This window comes from Methylobacterium planeticum, from assembly GCF_008806345.1.
In the GTDB taxonomy this organism is placed as follows: Bacteria; Pseudomonadota; Alphaproteobacteria; order Rhizobiales; family Beijerinckiaceae; genus Methylobacterium; species Methylobacterium planeticum.
The window spans coordinates 218,108-239,741 of sequence record NZ_VZZJ01000003.1 but is presented as its reverse complement, the minus strand read 5'-3'; the positions used below and the strand labels follow the sequence as shown (position 1 = coordinate 239,741).

At 70.8% G+C, this 21,634-nt stretch carries 25 protein-coding genes; 15 read left to right on the top strand and 10 right to left on the bottom strand.

Going from position 1 to position 21,634, the window contains the following annotated elements:
- Window positions 1-24: 24 nt before the first annotated feature.
- A complete protein-coding gene (locus F6X51_RS04890; protein ID WP_150962099.1) occupies window positions 25-528 on the bottom strand; it encodes an Lrp/AsnC family transcriptional regulator in 504 nt (167 codons plus the stop codon).
- Window positions 529-754: 226 nt separating this feature from the next.
- Between F6X51_RS04890 and F6X51_RS04885 the strand changes: the two genes are divergently transcribed.
- The 3 genes from F6X51_RS04885 to cysN are packed head-to-tail and all read left to right on the top strand — an operon-like array spanning window position 755 to window position 3,905.
- Window positions 755-1,549 carry a phosphoadenylyl-sulfate reductase gene (locus tag F6X51_RS04885; protein ID WP_150962098.1) on the top strand — a complete coding sequence of 265 codons (795 nt, stop codon included), beginning with the start codon at window positions 755-757 and terminating at the stop codon, window positions 1,547-1,549.
- Window positions 1,546-2,487 (top strand): sulfate adenylyltransferase subunit CysD, encoded by a 942-nt coding sequence (gene cysD, locus F6X51_RS04880; RefSeq protein ID WP_150962097.1) that lies wholly within the window; start codon window positions 1,546-1,548, stop codon window positions 2,485-2,487. Before F6X51_RS04885 ends, cysD begins: the two co-directional genes overlap by 4 nt.
- Complete coding sequence (gene cysN, locus F6X51_RS04875; protein ID WP_150962096.1) at window positions 2,487-3,905, top strand: sulfate adenylyltransferase subunit CysN; 1,419 nt, start codon at window positions 2,487-2,489, stop codon at window positions 3,903-3,905. Before cysD ends, cysN begins: the two co-directional genes overlap by 1 nt.
- Window positions 3,906-4,002: 97 nt before the next feature.
- On the opposite strand, the gene F6X51_RS04870 is transcribed toward cysN, so the two are convergent.
- Together F6X51_RS04870 and F6X51_RS04865 are read right to left on the bottom strand one after the other, a co-directional pair.
- A complete protein-coding gene (locus F6X51_RS04870) occupies window positions 4,003-4,281 on the bottom strand; it encodes a DUF6894 family protein (protein WP_150962095.1) in 279 nt (92 codons plus the stop codon).
- 166 nt (window positions 4,282-4,447) lie between these two features.
- Window positions 4,448-5,470, bottom strand: coding sequence for an LLM class flavin-dependent oxidoreductase (locus tag F6X51_RS04865; protein WP_150962094.1), 1,023 nt, complete (start codon window positions 5,468-5,470; stop codon window positions 4,448-4,450).
- A 232-nt stretch (window positions 5,471-5,702) separates the two neighbouring features.
- Here F6X51_RS04865 and F6X51_RS04860 point away from each other — a divergent pair, with 232 nt between their 5' ends.
- Both F6X51_RS04860 and F6X51_RS04855 read left to right on the top strand, forming a co-directional pair.
- Window positions 5,703-6,905, top strand: coding sequence for a pyridoxal phosphate-dependent aminotransferase (locus F6X51_RS04860; protein WP_150962093.1), 1,203 nt, complete (start codon window positions 5,703-5,705; stop codon window positions 6,903-6,905).
- A gap of 522 nt (window positions 6,906-7,427) precedes the next feature.
- Window positions 7,428-7,721: a hypothetical protein gene (locus F6X51_RS04855; protein ID WP_150962092.1), complete on the top strand. Its 294-nt coding sequence runs from the start codon at window positions 7,428-7,430 to the stop codon at window positions 7,719-7,721.
- Between the two features lie 92 nt (window positions 7,722-7,813).
- Here the strand turns inward: F6X51_RS04855 and F6X51_RS04850 are convergent, their stop codons facing one another.
- Complete coding sequence (locus F6X51_RS04850) at window positions 7,814-8,392, bottom strand: type 1 glutamine amidotransferase domain-containing protein (protein WP_150962091.1); 579 nt, start codon at window positions 8,390-8,392, stop codon at window positions 7,814-7,816.
- A 151-nt stretch (window positions 8,393-8,543) separates the two neighbouring features.
- Here F6X51_RS04850 and F6X51_RS04845 point away from each other — a divergent pair, with 151 nt between their 5' ends.
- Window positions 8,544-8,765, top strand: coding sequence for a hypothetical protein (locus F6X51_RS04845; RefSeq protein WP_150962090.1), 222 nt, complete (start codon window positions 8,544-8,546; stop codon window positions 8,763-8,765).
- A 9-nt stretch (window positions 8,766-8,774) separates the two neighbouring features.
- Here F6X51_RS04845 and F6X51_RS04840 read toward each other — a convergent pair whose 3' ends face one another.
- Complete coding sequence (locus tag F6X51_RS04840) at window positions 8,775-9,164, bottom strand: hypothetical protein (protein WP_150962089.1); 390 nt, start codon at window positions 9,162-9,164, stop codon at window positions 8,775-8,777.
- Window positions 9,165-9,474: 310 nt separating this feature from the next.
- Between F6X51_RS04840 and F6X51_RS04835 the strand changes: the two genes are divergently transcribed.
- Both F6X51_RS04835 and F6X51_RS04830 read left to right on the top strand, forming a co-directional pair.
- Window positions 9,475-9,684 carry a cold-shock protein gene (locus F6X51_RS04835; RefSeq protein WP_150962088.1) on the top strand — a complete coding sequence of 70 codons (210 nt, stop codon included), beginning with the start codon at window positions 9,475-9,477 and terminating at the stop codon, window positions 9,682-9,684.
- Between the two features lie 193 nt (window positions 9,685-9,877).
- Window positions 9,878-10,114, top strand: a complete 237-nt coding sequence (locus tag F6X51_RS04830; protein ID WP_150962087.1) for an AsnC family transcriptional regulator — start codon at window positions 9,878-9,880, stop codon at window positions 10,112-10,114.
- A gap of 129 nt (window positions 10,115-10,243) precedes the next feature.
- On the opposite strand, the gene F6X51_RS04825 is transcribed toward F6X51_RS04830, so the two are convergent.
- Entirely contained in the window at window positions 10,244-11,065 is an 822-nt protein-coding gene (locus tag F6X51_RS04825) for an inositol monophosphatase family protein (protein ID WP_150962086.1), read from the bottom strand.
- 381 nt (window positions 11,066-11,446) lie between these two features.
- Here F6X51_RS04825 and F6X51_RS04820 point away from each other — a divergent pair, with 381 nt between their 5' ends.
- Window positions 11,447-11,920, top strand: a complete 474-nt coding sequence (locus tag F6X51_RS04820; protein WP_150962230.1) for a DUF6101 family protein — start codon at window positions 11,447-11,449, stop codon at window positions 11,918-11,920.
- A 6-nt stretch (window positions 11,921-11,926) separates the two neighbouring features.
- On the opposite strand, the gene ubiA is transcribed toward F6X51_RS04820, so the two are convergent.
- Both ubiA and F6X51_RS04810 read right to left on the bottom strand, forming a co-directional pair.
- The gene (ubiA, locus tag F6X51_RS04815; RefSeq protein WP_150962085.1) at window positions 11,927-12,877 is read right to left on the bottom strand and encodes a 4-hydroxybenzoate octaprenyltransferase; all 951 of its coding nucleotides are present in this window, start codon (window positions 12,875-12,877) and stop codon (window positions 11,927-11,929) included.
- A gap of 154 nt (window positions 12,878-13,031) precedes the next feature.
- On the bottom strand, window positions 13,032-13,496 hold the full coding sequence (locus F6X51_RS04810) for a hypothetical protein (protein ID WP_150962084.1): 465 nt from the start codon (window positions 13,494-13,496) through the stop codon (window positions 13,032-13,034).
- 366 nt (window positions 13,497-13,862) lie between these two features.
- Between F6X51_RS04810 and F6X51_RS04805 the strand changes: the two genes are divergently transcribed.
- The 5 genes from F6X51_RS04805 (at window position 13,863) to F6X51_RS04785 (ending at window position 18,005) form a co-directional block, all read left to right on the top strand.
- Window positions 13,863-14,615: a 16S rRNA (uracil(1498)-N(3))-methyltransferase gene (locus tag F6X51_RS04805; RefSeq protein ID WP_150962083.1), complete on the top strand. Its 753-nt coding sequence runs from the start codon at window positions 13,863-13,865 to the stop codon at window positions 14,613-14,615.
- A gap of 298 nt (window positions 14,616-14,913) precedes the next feature.
- Window positions 14,914-16,281, top strand: a complete 1,368-nt coding sequence (locus F6X51_RS04800; RefSeq protein WP_150962082.1) for a glutamate--cysteine ligase — start codon at window positions 14,914-14,916, stop codon at window positions 16,279-16,281.
- 242 nt (window positions 16,282-16,523) lie between these two features.
- Window positions 16,524-16,943, top strand: coding sequence for a hypothetical protein (locus tag F6X51_RS04795; protein WP_150962081.1), 420 nt, complete (start codon window positions 16,524-16,526; stop codon window positions 16,941-16,943).
- A gap of 103 nt (window positions 16,944-17,046) precedes the next feature.
- On the top strand, window positions 17,047-17,295 hold the full coding sequence (locus F6X51_RS04790) for a sulfurtransferase TusA family protein (RefSeq protein WP_150962080.1): 249 nt from the start codon (window positions 17,047-17,049) through the stop codon (window positions 17,293-17,295).
- 137 nt (window positions 17,296-17,432) lie between these two features.
- Window positions 17,433-18,005 carry an NUDIX domain-containing protein gene (locus F6X51_RS04785; protein WP_150962079.1) on the top strand — a complete coding sequence of 191 codons (573 nt, stop codon included), beginning with the start codon at window positions 17,433-17,435 and terminating at the stop codon, window positions 18,003-18,005.
- 193 nt (window positions 18,006-18,198) lie between these two features.
- Here the strand turns inward: F6X51_RS04785 and F6X51_RS04780 are convergent, their stop codons facing one another.
- Entirely contained in the window at window positions 18,199-18,945 is a 747-nt protein-coding gene (locus F6X51_RS04780) for a WecB/TagA/CpsF family glycosyltransferase (protein ID WP_150962078.1), read from the bottom strand.
- 86 nt (window positions 18,946-19,031) lie between these two features.
- Here F6X51_RS04780 and F6X51_RS04775 point away from each other — a divergent pair, with 86 nt between their 5' ends.
- Window positions 19,032-19,817: a polysaccharide deacetylase family protein gene (locus F6X51_RS04775; RefSeq protein WP_150962077.1), complete on the top strand. Its 786-nt coding sequence runs from the start codon at window positions 19,032-19,034 to the stop codon at window positions 19,815-19,817.
- A 10-nt stretch (window positions 19,818-19,827) separates the two neighbouring features.
- On the opposite strand, the gene F6X51_RS04770 is transcribed toward F6X51_RS04775, so the two are convergent.
- On the bottom strand, window positions 19,828-21,309 hold the full coding sequence (locus F6X51_RS04770; RefSeq protein ID WP_150962076.1) for a GumC family protein: 1,482 nt from the start codon (window positions 21,307-21,309) through the stop codon (window positions 19,828-19,830).
- Window positions 21,310-21,634: the final 325 nt, after the last annotated feature.

Here is a 21,634-nt window from a genome sequence, read left to right as displayed (position 1 = left end):
GTTGTTGCGGTGCGAAAGAGAAATTTATTCTCCAACCACGGAGAGCGCCGGCATGTGGCGGCCATTCGTCGGCGGCGCCGGGAGAGGAAGCGCGGTCGTGGATTTCACCTTCTCCATCGCGAAGCGCGAGGTGACGTTCTTCAGCGGCAACGTCGCGATCAGCTGTTTGTAGAATGTGTCATAGGCCCGCATGTCGGCCACGACGACGCGGAGCATGTAGTCGACGTCCCCCGCCATGCGGTAGAATTCCAGCACCTCGGGCATCGCCGCGACGGTCGCGGCGAAGCGCTCCAGCCACTCGCGAGAATGGTCGGCGGTCTCGATCGAGACGAACACCGTGAGCCCCAGCCCGAGCTTCACCGGGTCGAGCACCGCCACGCGCCGGTCGATGACGCCGTCGGCCTCGAGGCGCTGGATGCGCTTCCAGCAGGGCGTCTGCGACAGACCCACCTTCTCGCCGATGGCGGCGATGGACAGGGTCGCGTCCTGCTGCAGCAGCGCGAGGATCTTGAGATCGATCGAATCCAAGCCGGACCTCGTTTCGTTCGGGGCGCGGGACGGCGAAGCGGGCCGAGAGCCCACGCCGCATGAGAAGGATTTTCCTTCCTCACGCAACCGGCCCACCGCCCGACGCGCTGCCCATCCACCCTTTGATGCAATGCCGGAATGCTCCGGCCGGGTGGCGCCTGCCTTGACACCGTTCGTTATAGCGAACATTTCAGGGTTCGGACAAGCAGGTATCCATCAGCGATCCATGACCCTCGAACGTGCAAAGGCCGCGCAGGCGCTCGCCGCCGCGATGGCGGGCTTGAATCTCAAGCAGCGCATCGCCCTGGTCGAGGCCGAGTTCTCCGGCCGCCTCGTCTTCACCACGAGCCTCGGCATCGAGGATCAGGCGCTGACGCACGCCCTCGCCCTGGCCAAGTCCCGCACCGAGATCGTCACCCTCGACACCGGCCGCCTCTTCCCCGAGACCTACGACGTCTGGGCGGAGACCGAGGCGGCCTACGGCATCCGCATCCAGGCCTACGCGCCGGAGCGCGAGGCCGAGGAGCGATTCGTGCGGGAGGAGGGCATCAACGGCTTCCGCCATTCCGTCGCCGCACGCCAGGCATGCTGCGGCTTCCGCAAGGTGGAGCCCCTGGGGCGCGCGCTGGACGGCGCGTCCGTCTGGTTCACGGGCCTGCGGGCGGGACAATCCGCTGACCGCGCCGAGACCCCCCTGGCCGAGGCCGACGAGGCGCGCGGCTTGATCAAGGTCAACCCGCTCGCCGACTGGACCCGGGCGGATGTCGATGCCTTCGTTCGGGACAATTTCATCCCCTACAACGTGCTGCACGATCGCGGCTTCCCGTCGATCGGCTGCGCCCCCTGCACCCGCGCCGTCCGCGTCGGCGAGCCCGAGCGGGCCGGACGCTGGTGGTGGGAGCAGGAATCCAAGAAGGAATGCGGCCTGCACGTGCATGTGCCCGAGGCCGCGGTGCAGCCCGGCCAGGAAGCGGCCGCCTTCGAGACCACGCAACACAAGACCCCGGAGCTGGCCCGATGAGCGCCTCCCCCGCGACCAGCGCAGCCTTGAGCGGCGCCGATCGTCTGACCCACCTGCAGCGCCTCGAGGCCGAGAGCATCCATATCCTGCGGGAGACGGTTGCCGAGACCGAGAACCCGGTGATGCTCTACTCGATCGGCAAGGACTCCTCGGTCCTGCTGCATCTGGCGCTGAAGGCCTTCGCGCCCGGGCGCCTGCCGTTCCCCCTGATGCACATCGACACGACCTGGAAGTTCCACGAGATGATCGCGTTCCGGGACAGGCGCGCGGCCGAGATCGGCGCGGACCTGATCGTGCACACGAACCAGGAGGGACTGGCCAGGGGCGTCGGCCCGATCAGCCACGGCTCGGAGGTCCACACCGACGTGATGAAGACGCAGGCCCTGCGTCAGGCGCTCGACAAGCACAAGTTCGACGCGGCCTTCGGCGGCGCCCGCCGCGACGAGGAGGCCTCGCGCGCCAAGGAGCGCATCGTGTCGCTCCGGACCGCCCAGCACCGCTGGGACCCGAAGCGCCAGCGCGCGGAGCCCTGGCACCTCTACAACATGCGCAAGAAGCGGGGGGAATCCCTGCGCGTGTTCCCGCTCTCGAATTGGACCGAGCTCGATATCTGGCTCTACATCGCGCAGGAGCAGATCCCGATCGTGCCGCTGTACTTCGCCAAGGAGCGACCCGTCGTCGAGCGCGACGGCCAGCTCATCATGGTCGATGACGCGCGCCTGCCGCTCGAGCCCGGCGAGACCCCGCGCAACCTGAGGGTCCGCTTCCGGACTCTCGGCGACTACCCGCTCACCGGGGCCGTCGAGAGCCCCGCCGAGACCCTGCCCGAGATCATCGGCGAGACGCTCGCGGCCCGCACCTCCGAGCGGCAGGGGCGTGCGATCGACAAGGACGGCGCCGGCGCCATGGAGCGCAAGAAGCAGGAGGGCTACTTCTGATGACGATCCATCAGTCACCCGAGGCGTTCGGCTACGAGGCTTTCCTCGCCGCGCACCAGAGCAAGGAAGTGCTGCGCTTCATCGCCTGCGGCTCCGTCGACGACGGCAAGTCGACCCTGATCGGGCGCCTCCTTCACGACACCAAGCAGATCTTCGACGACCAGATCACGGCGCTGCAGCGGGATTCCCGCAAGCACGGCACGCAGGGCGCCGAGGTCGACCTCGCGCTCCTCGTCGACGGCCTCCAGGCCGAGCGCGAGCAGGGCATCACCATCGACGTCGCCTACCGGTTCTTCTCGACCGACAAGCGCTCCTTCATCGTCGCCGACACCCCCGGCCACGAGCAGTACACCCGCAACATGGCGACCGGCGCATCCACCGCCGACGTGGCGGTGATCCTGGTCGATGCCCGTCAGGGCCTGACCCGGCAGACGCGGCGGCACGCCCTCCTCGTCTCGATGCTCGGCATCAAGCGCGTCGCGCTCGCGGTCAACAAGATGGACCTCGTCGGCTGGTCTCAGGACAAGTACGACGCGATCCTCAAGGGCTTCCACGCCTTCACGGCCGGGTTCGGCTTCTCGGACGTGCACGCCATCCCGCTCTCGGCCAAGAACGGTGACAACGTCGTGCTGCCGGGCACCGCCGCGGCCTGGTACACCGGCACGCCGCTGCTGCGATATCTCGAGGAGGTGCCGGTCCATGTCGAGGCGCAGGCCGCTCCGTTCCGCATGCCGGTGCAGTGGGTCAACCGGCCGAACTCGGAGTTCCGCGGCTTCGCCGGCCTGATCGCCAGCGGCCGGGTCCGTCCGGGCGATCCCGTCACGATCGCGCCCTCCGGCCGCAGCTCCTCCATCGCGCGGATCTACACGGCGGACGGGGACCTCGCGCAGGCGATCGAGGGCCAGTCGGTGACGCTGGTGCTCTCCGACGAGGTCGACGCGTCGCGCGGTTCCGTCATCGCGGCGGCGGAGGCGCCGATCCGGGTCACCGACACCCTCGAGGCCCGCCTGTTCTGGGCGGCCGAGACGGAGCTGACCCCCGGCGCCACGCTTCTGGCCAAGGTCGGCACCGTGACGGTGAACGCGATCGTGACGGCGATCCGGACCCGGATCGATCCCGAGACCGGTCAAGCCGGCCCGGCCGAGCGCCTCGTGGCGAACGACATCGGCGACGTGGTGCTGAGCCTCGACCGCGCCGTCGCGGTCGATCCTTATGCCCGGAACCGGGACACGGGCGGTCTCATCCTGATCGACCGCGAGACCACCGACACGGCGGCGCTCGGTCTCGTGCAGGCCCCCAACGCATCGGCCCCGACGGCCGATCTCGCCGCGCAGCCGACCCCGCAGCCGACCCCGCAGCCGACCCCGCAGCTTGGGGGCTTCCTCGCTGGCCTGCGCCGGCTGTTCGGCGGCGCCTGAGGCGCCGGCCCTTCCGAGGCAAACCCTGAACAAGGGGCCTGCCGCTCACCGTTCGGGCGGCAGGCCCTCGTCGCATCGAGGGCGGTCTCGGCCGGGCTCAGGTGGCCGGGGTGAGCGTGCGGTCGATCGCGAGGCCGAGATCCCGGCACCAGTGCGTCTGGATGGTCATGGAGACCGTGCAGAGAATCCTGCCGTCCCCGGTGCGCACCGTCGCGCTCAGGGGCTCCTCCCGCCCCTCGGCGGTGGCGATGCGCGCGAGATCGTGCAGGGTGGCGACCGCCAGTTCATGCGCGCTGAGGTCGTCGAGGACGATCACGCCCTCCAGATCCCGCTGATCCCGGACTCCGACGGCGGCGTCGATGAAGTAACGGGGCATGGCATCTCCCATTCGCGTTACCGACCGAGCTAGCGCCCCCTGCCGCGCCGTCGCATTAACGTGTGTGCAGACGGGCTGATCGGATGCGCCCCTCTGCCGAAATGGTGAGGCTTCGAGCCCGGTGCCGGGTCCGGCTGCTGATCCGGACAGGGCCGGTCCGCCGGGGTCAGGCCGGGTCCCGCGCTCCATCAAGGCCGCAGGCTTTGGCGATCAGCGCGTAGGACCTGCGCCGGGCCGCCTGATCATGGATCGCGGAGAAGATCATGATCTCGTCGGCCTGCGTCGCCTGCGCCAGGGCACCGAGGGTGGCGCGCAGGGTTTCCGGACCGCCGACATGGAGGCGGGCGCGTCCGCGCTGGACGCGGGCCCGCTCGGCCTCCGAATAGGGATAGGCCTCCGCCTCGGCGAGGCTCGGGAGCGGCGCGTACTCGCCCCGCTCGCGCCGCAGGGTGGCGAGCTGCGTGCTGAGGGCGAGGCGTTCCGCCTCCGCGTCGGTCGGGGCGCAGACCGCCGCGATCGCCAGGATCGCGTGCGGGCGTTCCCGCCAGCCCGAGGGCCGGAATAGGCGCCGGTAGGCGAGCATCGCCTCCACCGCGTCGAAGGCGGCGAAGTGCTGCGCGAAGGCGAAGCCCATTCCGATCTCGGCGCTCAGATGCGCGCTGTAATCGGACGAGCCGAGGAGGAAGAGCGGCGGCAGCGGCACACCGGCGGGCATCACCGAGATGCTGCGGAACGGGTGGCCTTCGGGAAAGCCCCCCGTCTCCCACAGCATCAGCTCCTGCAGGCGCTCGAGGAAGTCGTCGCCGCCCCGGGGCGCCTCGCGCCGCCGCAGGGCCTGCGCGGTGATCCCGTCCGTGCCCGGCGCGCGGCCGAGGCCGAGATCGATCCGGCCCGGGAACAGGGCCTCCAGCACCTTGAAGCGCTCGGCCACCATCAGGGGCGCGTGGTTCGGCAGCATGATCCCGCCCGAGCCGACCCGGATCCTGCTGGTCGCCGCCGCGATCTGCCCGATCATGATCTCGGGCGCGGGGCTCGCCACCGAGGGCAGCGCGTGATGCTCGGCGAGCCAGTAACGGGCGAAGCCGAGCCCATCGACGTGGCGGGCGAGGGCGAGGGAATCCTGCAGGGCCTGCGCGGAGGTCGCGCCGGCATTCACGAAGGACAGGTCGAGGACGGAGAGCGGTCGCATGGGCCCGAGATGGGGATCGGGCACGGGCCGTGCGAGGCGACGGGGGCGCCCCCGGCATGCGCGGCGTGCAACCTGCGCCGGGCGCACGGGCGGCCCGTCCCGAGCAACCGCCACGCATGACAAAGCGCCGATTCCCGGTGGCCCGCACCTTGCCCGTGTGGCCTGCCGCGACTAGGGTCCGCGCCGCCTCGAACAAGGCACATCTCACCAAATTCGATCGGAGTACCACCCCATGGGCTTTCTCGCCGACGCCCTCTCCCGCGTGAAGCCGTCCGCGACCATCGCGATGACGCAGAAGGCGCGCGAGCTGAAAGCGCAGGGGATGGACGTGATCAGCCTGTCGGTCGGCGAGCCCGATTTCGACACGCCGGACCACATCAAGGACGCGGCGATCGAAGCGATCCGGCGCGGCGAGACCAAGTACCCGCCGGTCTCCGGCATCACCCCGCTGCGCGAGGCGATCGTCAAGAAGTTCAAGCGCGAGAACGGCCTCGACTACAAGGTCTCGCAGACCATCGTCGGCACGGGCGGCAAGCACGTCATCTACAACGCCCTGCTCGCCACCCTGAACCCCGGCGACGAGGTCGTGATCCCGCGTCCCTACTGGGTCTCCTACCCGGAGATGGTGATCCTGTGCGGCGCGATGCCGGTCTTCGCCGAGACCGACATGGCGCACGACTTCAAGCTCCAGCCGGAGGAGCTCGAGCGGGTCATCACGCCGAAGACCAAGTGGATCATCCTCAACTCGCCGTCGAATCCGTCCGGGGCCGCCTACACGCGGGACGAGATGAAGCGCATCACCGACGTGCTGATGCGCCATCCCCACGTCTGGGTGCTCACCGACGACATGTACGAGCACCTGACTTACGGCGATTTCGAGTTCGTGACCCCGGCCCAGGTGGAGCCCGGCCTCTACGATCGCACGCTGACCATGAACGGCGTCTCGAAGGCCTACGCGATGACCGGCTGGCGCATCGGCTACGCGGCCGGTCCGGAGCAACTGATCAAGGCTATGGATTTCGTCCAGGGCCAGCAGACCTCGGGCGCCGCCTCGATCTCGCAATGGGCGGCGGTGGCCGCCCTCGACGGCACGCAGGAGCACCTCGCCCGCTTCAAGGCGGCGTTCCAGGAGCGGCGCGACCTCGTGGTCTCGATGCTGAACCAGACCAAGGGCCTGCGATGCCCGACGCCGGAGGGGGCCTTCTACGTCTACCCGTCCTGCGCCGAGACGATCGGGCGCAAGGCGCCGTCCGGCAAGACCATCGAGACGGACGAGGATTTCGTCACGGAGCTGCTTCAGGCGGAGGGCGTCGCCGCCGTCCACGGTTCGGCCTTCGGCCTCGGACCGAACCTGCGCATCTCCTACGCGACCTCGACCAAGACCCTCGAGGAAGCCTGCAACCGGATCCAGCGCTTCTGCGGCTCGCTCCGCTGAGGCCACGGGCGGCCTGAGCGCCGTCTCCCATGAAATCGGAAGAGCCCGGCCCGCGCCGGGCTCTCTGCTTATCCGGGTCCGGCCGCGCGTGCAGGCGGATCGTCACAGACGGGGCGAATCCGCAGGGATCGGTTGCCGGCTTGCCCGCGGACCCCTACATCGGCTCTCCCCGGCCACCGATGCGCCCGATGGTTTCGCGAGCCCTCTCGGGCCTGCGTGGTGGCGGGGCCGGCAGTGACGGGACGGTGCGGACCAGTTCTCTGCGCTCCTCCTGTGAGGCTTAGTGGGCCGAGTAGCTGCAGGCGTGTCGCGATCGCGGGGAACAGGAACCGCGGGTCTCGGCGCATGGCCCACCTCGATTCCCGATCCGCCGCGAACGCGAGGGCGCCCGGCCGTCCTCTGCCTCATTCCGGGACCCGCCCGTCCCGGGCCGGTGGCGACTTCATTCACGATCCTGCGGGAAGATTGCGAAGGCTGGGAAACCGGTCGCGTGCTCCTCGCGTTCTCTCGGGTTTGACCACCATGCGGCGCCTCCTCTCGGGTGGCATCAAGGCGATCCTGGCGATTGCCGCCCTCTCCACCGCGGCCCATTGGGCCATGCGCGTCCAGCGCGCCCCCGGCCAGCCGGCTCCCGCCATCGCCGCGCTGCCCGACCCCGTCACCACGGGCTCGATCGAGCCGCGGCGGGTCGAGGCCCCGGAGGCGCCTCGAGCCGAGGTCGTCACCCGCGGCCTCGACCAGAGCCACCTCTCGGCCCTGATCGCCAGCACCACGGCCGACAAGCCGAAGGCGCAGAAGGCCGTCGCCAAGCGCTGAGGCGCGCTCCATCGATCGGGGCCGTCCACGAAAAGGCCGTCCGCCCTGGGCAGGACGGACGGCCATGGCCGAGTGATGCGCGCGCGACGCGTTCAGGCGGCGAGCTGGCGCGGCTCGTGCCGGCCTTCCCGGATCTCCTCGATGATCTTGGCCGAGAAGGCGTCGAGGTCGCCGGGATTGCGGCTCGTGATGATGCCCTGGTCGGTCACGACGGCCTCGTCGTGCCAGGTCCCGCCCGCGTTGATCACGTCGGTCTTGATCGACGCGAAGGAGGTCAGGTTGCGGCCCTTGGCAGCGCCGACCTCGACGAGGAGCCAGGGCGCGTGGCAGATCGCGGCCACCACCTTGCCCGAGGTTAGGAAGCTCCTGATCAGCGCGAGTGCCTTCGGCTCGAGGCGCAGCTTGTCGGGATTGATCTGGCCGCCCGGCAGCACGAGGGCGTCGTAATCGCCCGCATCGACGCTCTCGAGATCTTTGTCGACCGCGACGTTCCTGCCCCAATCCGTCTTGTCCCAGCCGCGGATCGATTCCGCGGCCTCGCGCGATTTCGGCGCGACGACGTGCACGGTGGCGCCCGCCTGCGTGAGCTTGGCCTGGGGCACCGTCAGCTCGCTCTCCTCGAAGCCGTCGGTCGCGAGAATCAGGATCTTCGCCTGCGTGATGTCGGTCATGGCCGTTCCTCCAGATCGGTGAATCTGCAGGCGCAACAGGGGGCGATCCCCGAGGTTCCGGCGGATCGGGTCGGCCCGATGCCGCACGGAACCAGGACCGGCGGGCGATTGTTTGTCCGCAATACCCCCACATCCGAGAAGGAGGCTTCGCATGGCCAACCCTGGCCTTCCGACCCCCGAACCCACGCCCGGCGGCGGCATCCCGGGCGATCTCCCGCCTCCGCCCCAACCCGATGAGCTGCCGGATACCGGACCGACCGGTCCGCGCACGCCCTATCCGGTGAACGACCCCGGCATCGACGAGCCCGCCGGCCCCGGCTCCGAGCCGGACTACCTGCCCGGCACCCCGACGGATCCGGGCGTGCGGATGTAGCGGACCGCGTCAGTGGCCCCCGTGCGAGGCACGCACGTCGCGCGGGGCATTGAGGATCTCGGAGAGGCTCGTCGCCACGTGACGGGCCTCTTCGTCCGTCAGGCGTAGCTGGAAGGGCGGCAGCGCGCCGGCCTGGAGGGCGACGACGGCCTGACCCTGCTCGTCGGTCCCGACCTCGATTGCCGAGGAGGTGACGTCCAGCATGGCGATCTCCTCGTCGCTGAGGTCCTCCGGCAATTCGCCGTCGTCGGGTTCGTCGATGGCAGTGAGGAGTTGCCCCACGGCGCGCACGAGGGCGCGGGCGGCCCGGGCATCCATCACGACGGCGGTCGCCTGATCGTCTTTCTGAAACGAGAGCTGGATGTTCGCGCCTTCGAGGGAAACCGAGATACCCGCCATGGATCGCCTAAATGCCTCAAACCGAATTCTTATATGCACCTGAGACCGGGAAAATCACAGAGCATGCCAATGCGTTCCCCCAGCGCAGCGGTCGGGTCCGGACGGGGGCACGACCACGAGTTTCGAGGGGCCGCCTTGTTGCCGCCGCACGAATTGCCTACATAGAGGCTCGGGGGGCGAAAGCTGAGACGGGCGCTCGATGGCCCGACGTCTCACGCCCCGCCGATCCGTCACATAACGGAAGAAGCCATGGTGCTCGCGTCGAGCAGACGGGAGCTGTTGGCCAATTGGACGATACGAGGTTCTATTCGTGAATACCGGCACTGTTAAGTGGTTCAACGAGACCAAGGGTTACGGCTTCATCCAGCCCGACGACGGCGGTAAGGATGTGTTCGTTCACATCTCCGCAGTCGAGCGCGCCGGGATGCGCAATCTCATCGAGGGCCAGAAGATCTCCTACGAGATCCTGACCGACAAGCGCAGCGGCAAGGACGCGGCAGGCAACCTGCAGGCGGCCTGAGGCCTCCGACGCCAGCCTCGTCCAGGCTGGCGTCATCAGCGGCCGTCCCCCGAACGGCTCACACCGTCCGGCGCTCATCGTTCTTCAGGAACACCCGCGCCGGTCGGCCAACGCCATCACAAGAACCAGAAACGACATCGGGCTTCGCCGCTCAGGCGAATATCCGACCCTAGAGAAGACAAGAAGAAAAAATATGTTGTTCGAGTACACCCCGCGCCGCAGCGCGCGCTCGCCCGTCACCGACGCGGCGACCTTCAGGGTGGATCGCCTGAAGCAGGCCTCGACGTCCGGCAAGCCGACCGTCGATCTCAGCCACCTCATCGATCAATCCTATCATTATCATTCCCCTCGCGAACTGCGCTGGCACCTCGCCGACCGGCTCGGCCTGAAGCCCCACGCGGTGGCCTTGCGCGAGGCGGGACGCGCCTGACCGGCGAGGCAGGCCCTCCGCACCGCGCGACGCGGCGCCGGAGGGCCGGACTCGCGTGATCTCCGGGCCCCGGGCCCGGGGACGAGGGCACGGGTCCCTGTCTCGGGGGCCCGGAACACTTTCAGCGCCTCAGGCCATCGCGGCGACCGCCACGTCGCGCAGCGTGTTCGGCAGCGCGAGCAGTTCGCCATGCACCGGCTCCGGTCGGTTGTAGGACGTCGGGCGCCCCGACAGATCGCAGACCGTGCCCCCCGCCTCGCGCAGGATCAGGTCGGCGGCCGCCAGATCCCAATCCCGCGCATCCTTCGAGACGAGGCCGACATCGATCGAGCCCTCGGCCACCCGGGCGACGCGCAGGGCCAGCGAGGGCACCCGCTCGATCTGCACGAAGGCCGGGTCGGCGCCCGCGCGCGCGACCCCCCGCGTCAGCCGATCGAACATCGGTTTCGGGCCCGTCACCCGCGCCTCCGTGAGGGCGCCGCGGGCCGAGACGGCGATCGGCTCCCCGTTGCAGGTGGCGCCGGACCCCGCCACCGCCTCGTAGAAGCGCTCGCCCGCGGGCGCGTGCACGAAGCCGATCAGCGGATCCCCGCCCGACAGCAGCGCCACCGCGATCGACCAGTCGGGATGCCCCGACAGGAACGCGCGCGTGCCGTCGATCGGATCGACGATCCAGACCAGGTCGTGGCCGAGCCGGATCGGGTCGTCGCGGGTTTCCTCCGAGAGCCAGGCGGCGGCCGGCACGATCTGGCTGAGGCGCACCTTCAGGAAGGCGTCGACCGTGACGTCGGCCTCCGTCACCGGCGAGCCGCCCGCCTTCGACCAGGTTCGTGCCCGCGTCTGCGCCCCCACCCGGAAATACGGGAGGGCGAGGGAGGCCGCTTCGCGGATCGTCTCGCGCAGGACAGGCATGAGAGCCTGCGCGGCCTCGGGGGACATGGTGTCGGGCATGGAGTTCCGGTCTTCGAGGGTCAGGGACCGCCCTGGGGACGGGGGGACAAGCGGGCTTCGGCGAAATCGTTGCGGGCGCGTCGGGACGGAGGATCCGGGCGCGGTCGAGCCCGGGATCGGCCGCCCGCCCTTCACCGAGCTTAGGCTCCGGTCTGATTCGTCACAAGGATTAGTCCGCAGAGTCGGATACGGCCGTGTTGTCGCAATCACGGCAAGGAAGTGTTGAGCATTCTGGCCACAAACCCGACGTCCACTTTCGCTTAACGCTCACTCTTAAGGTGGATTGAGGGGGTTAGACGCGATTTTGCTTGGCATAACGGACGGCCCGGCAGAGGCCGCCACTTGCAACAGGGCGTCAGGCAGATGAACACTTATCAGAGCATGAACGCGCACGGTCCTGCGGAGGTCGCTTTGAGCCACTTCGCCATCACCCCCTCGCCGCTCCCCGTGATCGGCGCCCAGGCCCACGCCACCAAGGCCGCCGGCATCGCCCTCGCGTTCGCCAACGAGGCGACCGAGAGCTGTGGCGAGGACCGCTTCGACCTCCTCCTCGTCGATGCCGAGGGCGAGGTGCTCTCCCGCCTCGGTCCCTTCGCGGAGGAGGACGTGGTGGCGATCTGGCGCGACCTCGCGGCCAAGACCGGCCTGCCGCGCATGATCGTGCGGGAGGACGGCATCCTGAGCCTGGTGTCGCAGCAGCTCGGCCGCGTCGCCCTCGGGACCACCCGCCAGCGTCGCCGGACCGGCCTGCTCGGCGACCGCCGCCCGCGCTTCCTCGTGCGCCGCAAGACCGGCCGCCTGCCGGTCCGCCCGCAGATCCACCGGGGCGAGAACGAGATCATCGCCCGCTCGTGAGGCGGCTCAGCCGGGCCAGCCCTGGCCGACCGTGTCGGCGGCAAGCCCGAGGAACAGGATCAGGCCGGCATTCCGGTTCGAGCGGAACAGCGTGAGGGCACCCTGGCCGTCGCGCTCCTTGAGCCGCAGGACCTGCCGCCCGAGATGGGCGGCGAACAGCGCGATGCCGACGAACCCGACCGGCCCGACGCCGGCCCCGAGGGCGGCCAGCGCGACGCACAGGACCGCGAGCCCGTAGCAGAGCCCCACCGCGAGGCGCAGGCGGGGGCCGAACAGCCGGGCCGAGGAGCGGATCCCCGCGATCTCGTCGTCCTCGATATCCTGCACGGCGTAGATCGTGTCGTAGCCGACGACCCAGGCGATGGCGCCGGCGTAGAGCCAGAAGGCGGGCGCGGCGAGCGCGCCGAACACCGCGACCCAGCCCATCAGCGCGCCCCAGGCGAAGGCGAGGCCGAGCACGAGCTGCGGCATCGACATCACCCGCTTCATGAACGGGTAGATCGCCACGGGCAGGAGCGAGGCGATGCCGACCAGGATCGCCACCCCGTTGAACTGCAGCAGCACCGCGAGCCCGACGAGGGCCTGCCCCACCAGGAAGGCGGCGGCGGCCCTGGTGCTGACCTGCCCCGAGGGCAGGGGCCGCGAGCGGGTGCGCTCCACCTGCGCGTCGAGGTCGCGGTCGGCGATGTCGTTGTAGGTCGAGCCCGCCCCCCGCATCGCGACGGCGCCGATGAGGAACAGCAACAGGTGCCGGGGATCGGGGTAGGGGGCGCCCGCCCGCGTCGCCGCGAGGGCCGCCGACCACCAGCAGGGCAGGAGCAGCAGCCACCAGCCGATCGGCCGGTCGACCCGGGCGAGACGCAGGAAGGGACGAAGCCGCCGGGGCGCGAGGCGGTCGACCCAGTGCCCCGAGACCGCGTCCGCGACGCGCCGGTCCTCCGCCGTCCCGCCGCTCACGCGGGACGCCGGCGGGTGGGTCGGGGGGAGCGCGTCGGGATCATCGGCGGGACCGGAGGCATCGGATCATCGCCGGGAGCGGCGACGCGGAGCCGGCGCGCGGCGTCGCGGCCCGCAGGGCACAGACCGCCGGGCCCGGGTCGGGACGCGCGTCCTAGAGCGCGCCCTGCGGCATCTTGAAGGAGCCGGTCAGGCCCGGGCCGCCGAGGAGACCGCCGCCGCCGCCGTTCTGGGCCTGGGCGCGGGCCTGGGCTTCCATCTTGGAGGCCTGGGCGGCGACCGAGCAGATCTTGGTGCGGATGCCCGTCACCTTGACGTGGTCGGCCTTGAAGCCTTCCGCGAAGGATTCCGGGATCGAGCACCATTCCTTGTTGGCGGCGATCCACTTCACGCCCTCGGCCCCGTTGGCCTGCAGCTTGCCGAACAGGGCGCAGGCCTCCTGCGGCGTCATCTTCTTCTTGGTGTTCGAGGCCGCGTTGGCCTTGGCGACGAGGTCCTTCCGCGCCTGCAGGGTCTTCTGGATGTCGCCGCACTCGGCCGTCTGCGCGAAGGCCGGGCTGCCGATCAGCAGGATCCCGGCGAGCGCGCCGGCTACCGTCGCGATGTTTTTCGTGAGCATTGCCTCGATTCCTCTCTCGCCACTCTCGGCGACCGCGCCATGTGCAGGGCCCGAGGCCGCCCGCGGGCCGGAAGCCTGCCGCCCGGGACGGGCGCCGCCTTCGATGCCGCGCGGCGCCGGCCCGGGTTGCCTTGCCGAATAGTCGTACCGTTCCGTCTTGCCGAATTGTCTTTCCGAATTGTCTTGCGCCCGGTTCTGCATAGGAATGTGGCGTCATTCGAGCCGCAAACCGGCCGCTCCCTTCCCCGGTGGGCGAAATCCCAAAAACCCGCGGGCGTAACGTTTTTGCAACGTATCGGTGGGGCGGTTCCGGCGCAGGGCCGCGCCCGCGTTGACAGGCCCGCCGCCGCACGCGACGAGACCCGCATGGCCGCCTACGAGTTCACCGCGCCGCGCCTCTTCGTCGAGGCGGATCTCACCCCCGGCGCGCGCCTGCCCCTCGACCGGGCGCAGGCGAACTACCTCCTCAACGTCCTGCGCCGGAAGCCCGAGGATCCGGTCCTGCTCTTCAACGGGCGGGACGGCGAGTGGCGCGCCCATCTCGATCCGACCGGGCGCAAGAGCGCCGACCTCGTGCTCGCCGAGCGCACGCGCCCGCAGCCGCCCCGCGCCGACCTGCACTATCTCTTCGCGCCCCTGAAGAGCGCCCGCCTCGACTATCTGGCGCAGAAGGCCGTGGAGATGGGGGCGGGCACGATCCGACCCGTCTTCACCCGCTACACGCAGGGCGAGCGGCTGAAGCCCGAGCGCCTGCGCGCCAACGCGATCGAGGCGGCCGAGCAATGCGGCATCCTGGCGATCCCCGACCTGCCGGAGGCGGCCCGCCTGCCCGCCGCCCTCGCGGATCTCGAGCCGGGGCGTCTCCTCGTCGTCTGCGACGAGGACGCACCCGTCGCCGACCCGGTGGCGGCGTTGCGCGGGGCCGCCGACCCGGCGGCGCCCCCGCCGCTCGCGGTCCTGATCGGCCCCGAGGGCGGGTTCGCCCCCGAGGAGCGCGCCCTGATCCGGGAACGGCCGAACTCCGTCGTGCTCTCCCTCGGGCCGCGCATCCTGCGGGCCGACACGGCGGCGGTCGCGGCGCTCGCCCTCGTCCAGGCCGTCCTCGGCGACGCGCGCTGAGCCCGGCCGGACCGCGTGCGCCCGCGCACATCCGATGTCCGGGAGGCGGCGCGCCCCGTGTACGGCCGAGGTTTGCGCGATGAGGACGCGCACGGCGCGCGTTGTCCCGCCTTGCCGGGTAGATTAAGGACACGACATCCCGCTGAAAGGGGCTCAACCGCACCGAGAGTCTTTCGCGAAACTACCCGTGTACCAGCCTCGCCGACAGATGAGGTGCTGTGGGCGGTGGTTTGGCGAGGAGCCTGAAGGTCGGTGCAGCCTCGGCTTCCGCCCATCGATTCCGCAGACGAGGCAGCGCATGGCGCGCGATACGTCCGACACGACCCCGCTGACCACGCGCGCCGAGCTGATCGCGTGGTTCGCCGCCGGCGAGAAGCCGCGCGAGAGCTTCGCGATCGGCACCGAGCACGAGAAGATCCCCTTCTTCCGCGAGACGCGCGCCCCCGTCGCCTACGAGGGCGAGACCGGCATCCGCGCGCTCCTCGAGGGGCTCGCCCGCGAGACCGGCTGGGAGCCGATCCTCGATGCCGGCAACGTCATCGGCCTCGCGGCGGAGGCGGGGGGCGCCATCTCGATCGAGCCGGGGGGGCAGTTCGAGCTCTCGGGGGCGCCGCTGCCCGACGTCCACGCCACGGTGCGGGAACTCGACGAGCACCTGGCGGCGACGCGCCGCGCCGCCGACCCCCTCGGCATCGGCTTCCTCGACCTCGGGATGAGCCCAAAATGGACGCGGGAAGAGACCCCCGTGATGCCCAAGAGCCGCTACCGCATCATGGCCGGCTACATGCCGAAGGTCGGCAGCCTCGGCCTCGACATGATGCTGCGCACCGCCACCGTGCAGGTGAACGTCGATTTCTGCTCGGAGGCCGACATGGTGCGCAAGATGCGCGCCTCCCTGGCGCTGCAGCCCGTCGCGACCGCGCTCTTCGCCAATTCCCCCTTCACGGACGGGCGCCCGAACGGGTTCCTGTCCCGCCGCTCCGAGATCTGGCGCGACACCGATCCCGACCGCACCGGCATGCTGCCCGAGGCCTTCGAGCCGGGCTTCGGCTACGAGACCTATGTCGACTGGCTGCTCGCCATGCCGATGTACTTCGTCAAGCGCGGCGACACCTACCACGACGTCTCGGGCGCTTCCTTCCGTGACCTGATGGCCGGCAAGCTGGCGCAGTTGCCCGGCGAGTACGCCACGGTCTCGGACTGGGCGAACCACGCCTCGACGTCCTTCCCGGAGGTGCGCCTCAAGCGCTTCCTCGAGATGCGCGGCGCCGATGTCGGCGGCCCCGCGATGATCGCCGCCCAGGCCGCCTTCTGGACCGGCCTGCTCTACGACGAGGCGGCCCTCGACGGGGCCCTCGACCTCGTGAAGGGCTGGAGCGCCGCCGAGCGCGAGGCGGCGCGGGCCACCGTCCCCCGCCTCGGCCTCGCGACGCCGGTCGCCGGCCGCAGCATCGGGGCGGTGGCGGCGGAAGCCCTGGCGCTGGCCCGGGCCGGGCTGCAGAGGCGCGGGCGGCGCGACGCGTCGGGCCGCGACGAGACGATCTACCTGCAGCCCCTCGAGGCCATCGTGGCGGCCGGGCGCTCGCGGGCCGAGGAGCGGCTCGCCGATTACGAGGGCGCGTGGCAGCGCTCCGTCGACCCGGCCTTCGCCGATTGCGTGTTCTGACCCTTCGACGCCCGCCCCGAATCCCGCGAGCCTGATCGGACCGGACGCCGGGAGGCCCGGCCAGTCGGTTCGGGTCTCCGTTCGGGCCCGGGCGCGTGGGTGGATCGTCGCCGGAGGGCCCGGACCGGACGCGGGTGCGTGAGCACACCCGCGAAACGGCACGGAGCTGGGCGTAAGCGGAACGAGAAGCCCGGCTGCGCCGTTCCTAGGGCACGATGACATCCTTCACGGAGATTGCCCGCATGTCGCGCATCCTTTCCCTGGCCCTGGCTGGAACCGCCGCCGTCGGCCTCTCCGCCGCCTCCTTCACCCCCGCCGAGGCGGCGCCGCTTCCGGCGCTGAACTCGGCTCAGGTCGGCGGCCCCACGGGCAACGTCGATCAGGTCCGCTGGCGCGGCGGCTACGGCTACGGCGGCTATCGTGGCTACGGCGGCTATCGTGGCTATGGCTATCGGCGCAACGTCGGCGGCGCCCTGGCGGCCGGCGCGGCGCTCGGCCTGATCGGCGGCGCGATCGCGGCGAGCGCCGCCCCGCGCTACGGCTATTACGACGGCTATTACGGGGCCGGCTACGGCGGCTACGGCGGCTACGGCTACCCGGCCTACGGCTACAGCTACCCCGCCTACGGGTACGGCTACGGTTACCCGGCCTACGGCTACTGAGACACCCGCGGGCCGGCCGGCACCTGTCCGGCGCCGACCGCATCGTCTACAAGCCCCGTCGACGGCATGCGCCGTCGGCGGGGTTTTCGCGTCGAGGGCCACCATGACGGGCGGGGCGGGGATGATCGAACTCGACCTCAGCGGGCTGAAATGCCCCCTGCCGGTCCTGCGGACCCGCAAGGCCCTGCGCAACCTCGCCCCGGGGGCGGGCCTCGTCGTCACCTGCACCGACCCGATGTCGGCGATCGACATCCCCAATCTGGTGCGGCAGGAGGGGGACCGGGTCGAGGCGCAGGAGCGCCTCGCCGAGGCCGTCCGCTTCACCATCCGCCGGATGCCCCGGCCCGCCTGATCGCCAGGGGCCGGCGCGGTGCCGGGATCGGGCCATCCTCCGCCTCATTCATGCGCCATCTCGCGGTTACAGCCCCGCACGATCTAAGTCCGGGGGGCGCTGCGGCCCGCGCGAGACCTCACGGCGGGAGACTGGCCATGGCACCCATCATCCGCGGGACCCGCATCGTGCATGACGGCTGGAGCCGCTTCCTCATCGCCGACGTGACGATGCCGGACGGTACCCGCCTGAAGCGCGAGATCGAGGATCACGGCCGGGCGATCGCGGTGCTGCCCTACGACCCCGAGCGGCGCCTCGCCGTCCTGATCTCGCAGTTCCGCGCCCCGGCCTTCTACGCCGACGGCACCACCGAGGTGCTGGAGGCCCCGGCCGGCCTCCTCGACGAGGCCGAGCCGGAGGAGGGCGCTCGGCGCGAGGCCTACGAGGAGACCGGTCTCCGGCTCGGCAGCCTCGAGAGCGTCGCGCGCGCCTGGAGCATGCCGGGCATCTCCACGGAGCAGATGGACCTGTTCCTCGCGGCCTTCGCGGAGGGCGACCGGGCGGGGCCGGGCGGCGGCCTCGCCGACGAGCACGAGGCCATCACGGTCCACGAGATCCCGCTGGCCCGCCTCGCTGAGATGAGCGACGACGGCGGGATCACGGACGTGAAGACGCTCCTCCTCGTTCTCGCCCTGCGCCTGCGCCATCCGCATCTCTTCGTCGAGCGCTGAGGATCGACCATTCGCTCAAGGCCGAATGTTCGGATGTTCGCCCGACATCAGGGCGCGCGTCCCAGTCAGCATTGTCGTTGCCTTGGCAAGCATCGCGGTTGCGAGGCCTTGCGAAGGATTTCGGCAAGGTTCGTCGCGCATAGTCTTCGGCATGAAGCGTGACCGCGATCCGGCCCGGACGCCCGCGCGCCGCCTAGCCGGCGGCGCTGTCGCGCTCGCTCGCCACGATCCGGACGAAGCGCCAGGAGCGCACGAAGTAGCGGCGGAACAGGCGCTGCGGCGCGTGCAGGAAGCGGAACAGCCATTCGAGCCCGACGCTCTGGACGAGGCGCGGCGCACGGGGCGCGAGCCCGGCGGCCACCGTCACGGCATCGCCCACCGCCAGGACCACGGGCTCGCCCAGCGCCGCCCCCTGCCGGTCGACCCAGATCTCGGATTTCGGCGCGCCGACCCCCATCAGGAGGAGCGTGGTCCCGTGGGCGCGCACCGCGTCCGCGAGCGCGCGGCCGTAGGTCGCGTCCTGCTCGAAGCCGAAGGGCGGCACCGCGATGGCGACCGCGTCCGGGGCGAGGCCCGCCTGCACGAACAGGTCGCGGATGCGCTCGCCCACGCGGGTGCCGGCGCAGACCACGAAGACGCGCCGGTCCTCCGGCTGCGGCCCCGCGAGCGCGCAGGCCAGCAGGTCATGGCCCGTCACCCGGACGGCGTCGTAGCGCCCGCCGAGGCGCGCCAGCCAGACCAGCGGCGTGCCGTCGAGGGTGCGGACCGCCGCCCGCTCGTAGGCCATCCGGAAGGCCGGGTTCTCGGACAGGACGACGATGTGGTCGACATTGGCCGTCACCACGAGGCGGGGCCGCGCCCGCGGGCCGGCCTCCGCCTCGGCGAGGATCGCCGCAGCACTTCCGGTGGAAAACACATGTCCGAACAGACTGAGGCTCATGCCGCGTCTTCCGAAGGGGTTCGTGCGGGACTTGGAGCGGTCTCGGACATTGGGAAGGGCCGGATGAACGGGGTGGGGGCCGCCGCGTGAGCGATGCGCCCGTGCCGCAGGTCGAGCAGGGCTGGTCCAGCGGATACGACCGGACGCTGTTTCGGTTCCTTGCACGGCGCGTGCCGTCGCGTCGCGTCAGCCTCGCGGGAGCGGGGCCGGTGGCGAGCATCACCTTCGACGACGTGCCGGAATCGGCCGCCCGTATGGGCGCGCCGCTGCTGGAGCGCAAGGGCCTGCGGGGCACCTTCTACGTCGCGGCGGCGTGGTGCGGCCTGCAGGATCAGTACTGGCGCGTCGCCAGCCGGTCGCAGGTCCGCGCCGTCGCCGAGGCCGGCCACGAGATCGGCTGCCACACGGCCCGCCACGTGAACGTGCAATCCCTCAGCCCGCGCGACCTCGCCCGCGAGTGCGACCGCAGCCGCGCGCTGCTCGGAGAGATCTGCGGGGCCGATCCCCGTCATTTCTGTTACCCGTTCGGCGATGTCGGGCTGGCCCAGAAGCGCTATCTCGCCCGCCGCTTCGTCACCTGCCGGTCGATCTACGAGCATCCCAATCTCGGCCGCGTCGATCCGGCGCTGCTCGGTGCCGTCGGGCTGTTCGACGCGACCTACCGGCGGGAGCGGCTCCTCGCCCTCGTCCGCCAGACCGTCGCCGCCCGCGGCTGGCTGATCCTCTACACCCACGACGTCTCCCCCGATCCCACGCGCATCGGCACCTCGCCGCGTCTCCTCGAGGAGACGCTCGCCGTGCTGGCCGACCACGGCGTCCCGGTCCTGACCCTGACGGACGCCGCGCGCCATCACGGGCTCGAACCCGGCTGACGCCCGCCGCTCACGCGTCGGCGGCGCGGAAGCTGCGGGCGGAGCGCTTCGGGGCCCGGGCGGCGCGGCGGCGGTCGCGGTCGGCGCCGAGCGTCAGGGCGATGGCGCCGCCGAGCGCCATGCCGAGCAGGAGGGCGATCGGCAGGACGAGCTTCGGCGAGGGCGGCCAGTTGCGCAGGCGGGCGGGCGTCGCCGGCGAGATGATCCGCACGTTGGTGGTGTTCAGCCGCTCCTGCTCGCTCGCCTCGCGGGCCCGGCGCAGGAAGGCCTCGTAGACGCCCCGGCGGGATTCCACCACCCGGTCCAGCTCGCGCAGGCCGACATTGGCGCGGTCGCTGGTGGCGGTCTCGGTCTTGACCCGGTCGAGGCTTTTGCGGATCGCCGTCTCGCTCGCCGCCGCCCGGTCGTAATCCTTCTGCGTCGTCTCGATGATGCGCTCCTTCTCGCGCTGGATCAGGCGCTGGAGGTCGCGCTGCTGGGCGTATTGCTCGGCCATGGCGGGGTGGCGCTCGCCGAGGCGCGTGGCGAGCTCGGCGGTGTTGCGCGAGAGCGTGGCGTATTGCTGCCGCAGCGCCTGCATCTCGAGGGATTGCAGCATCTCGGGCAGCGCCGTGCCGCCGTCGCCGTTCTTCATCTTCCGGGCCTGCTCCAGGCGGGCGCGGGACTCCGCCGCCTTGATCGAGGCGGTGACGAGCTGCTGGTTCAGGTCGCCGAGCTGCTGATCGGTGAGCAGCCGGCCGCTCGAGACCACGAGCTTGTTGTCCTCCCGGTACTTCACGACGCGGCTCTCGGCCTCCTCCACGCCCTGGCGCAGGGTGTTGAGGCGGGCCGTGAGGTTGTCGGAGGCGCGCTTGGCGGCCTCGGTGCGGGCGCTGGCCTCCTCGATGAAGTAGGCCTCGCCGATCGCGTTCGCGATGCGGGCCGCCTTCTCGGGGTCCTGCGACTGCACGAAGACGTCGATCACGAAGGTGCGCTCGGCCCGGCGCACGCCGAGCTTCTGGCGCAGGTTGTCGAGGGCGATGTTGACGGGGTCGCGGCTCGAGGGCGGCGGCACCATCCCGAGGGCACGCTTGAGGCCGACGATGGCGGGGTTCTGGGAATCGGGCTTGGCGAACTCGTCGTCCTTGTCGAGGCCGAGCTTCAGGGCGACCCGGCGCAGGACGTTGTCGGACTGGACCACCCGCACCTGGCTCTCGACGATCGAGACGCCGCTATCGGCCTGGGGCGTCCGGGCCGTGACGTCGTTGTCGACGAGGCGCAGGTCCGAGGGGTCGATCAGGATCTGGACGTTGGAGGTGTAGGTGGGCGTGAGCAGGCCCATCCCGGCCACCGCCACCGCCAGCATGAACAGGCCGCCGAGCAGGATGAAGCTGCTGCCGCGCCAGAGCCGCCGCAGGATGACCCGCGCGGTCGGGCGCGGGGCCGGCGGCTCTGCCTTGGGCAGCACCACCTCCACCGGCTCGCCGCGCGTGGGCGTCGCGAAATCGAACATCTGGCTCGTTCCCTGACCTGGACACCGCCGGAATGGTCCGGCCGCTGTATGGTCCCGCTCCGGCGTCCCGCGATCCGTGCCGGACTGGCACAGGGTTCGGGGCGGCGGTAACGGTCCAGCGACACGTCGCAACCGTCATGCCGAAAAGTTAGACCACTTTGCGACCGGCGTGTCTTCCGTATTGACCCGGGAAACGGTGAAGATCCCGATCGGTGCCGATTGGTCGACCGTTAAGACTAACGTTGCCTCCATCGGTTTCTGCTTTCGCAGCGTGCTCAATCCGAGGCTGTGGTCTTGTGCCGCGGGCAAAACTGTTCTGCGGCGG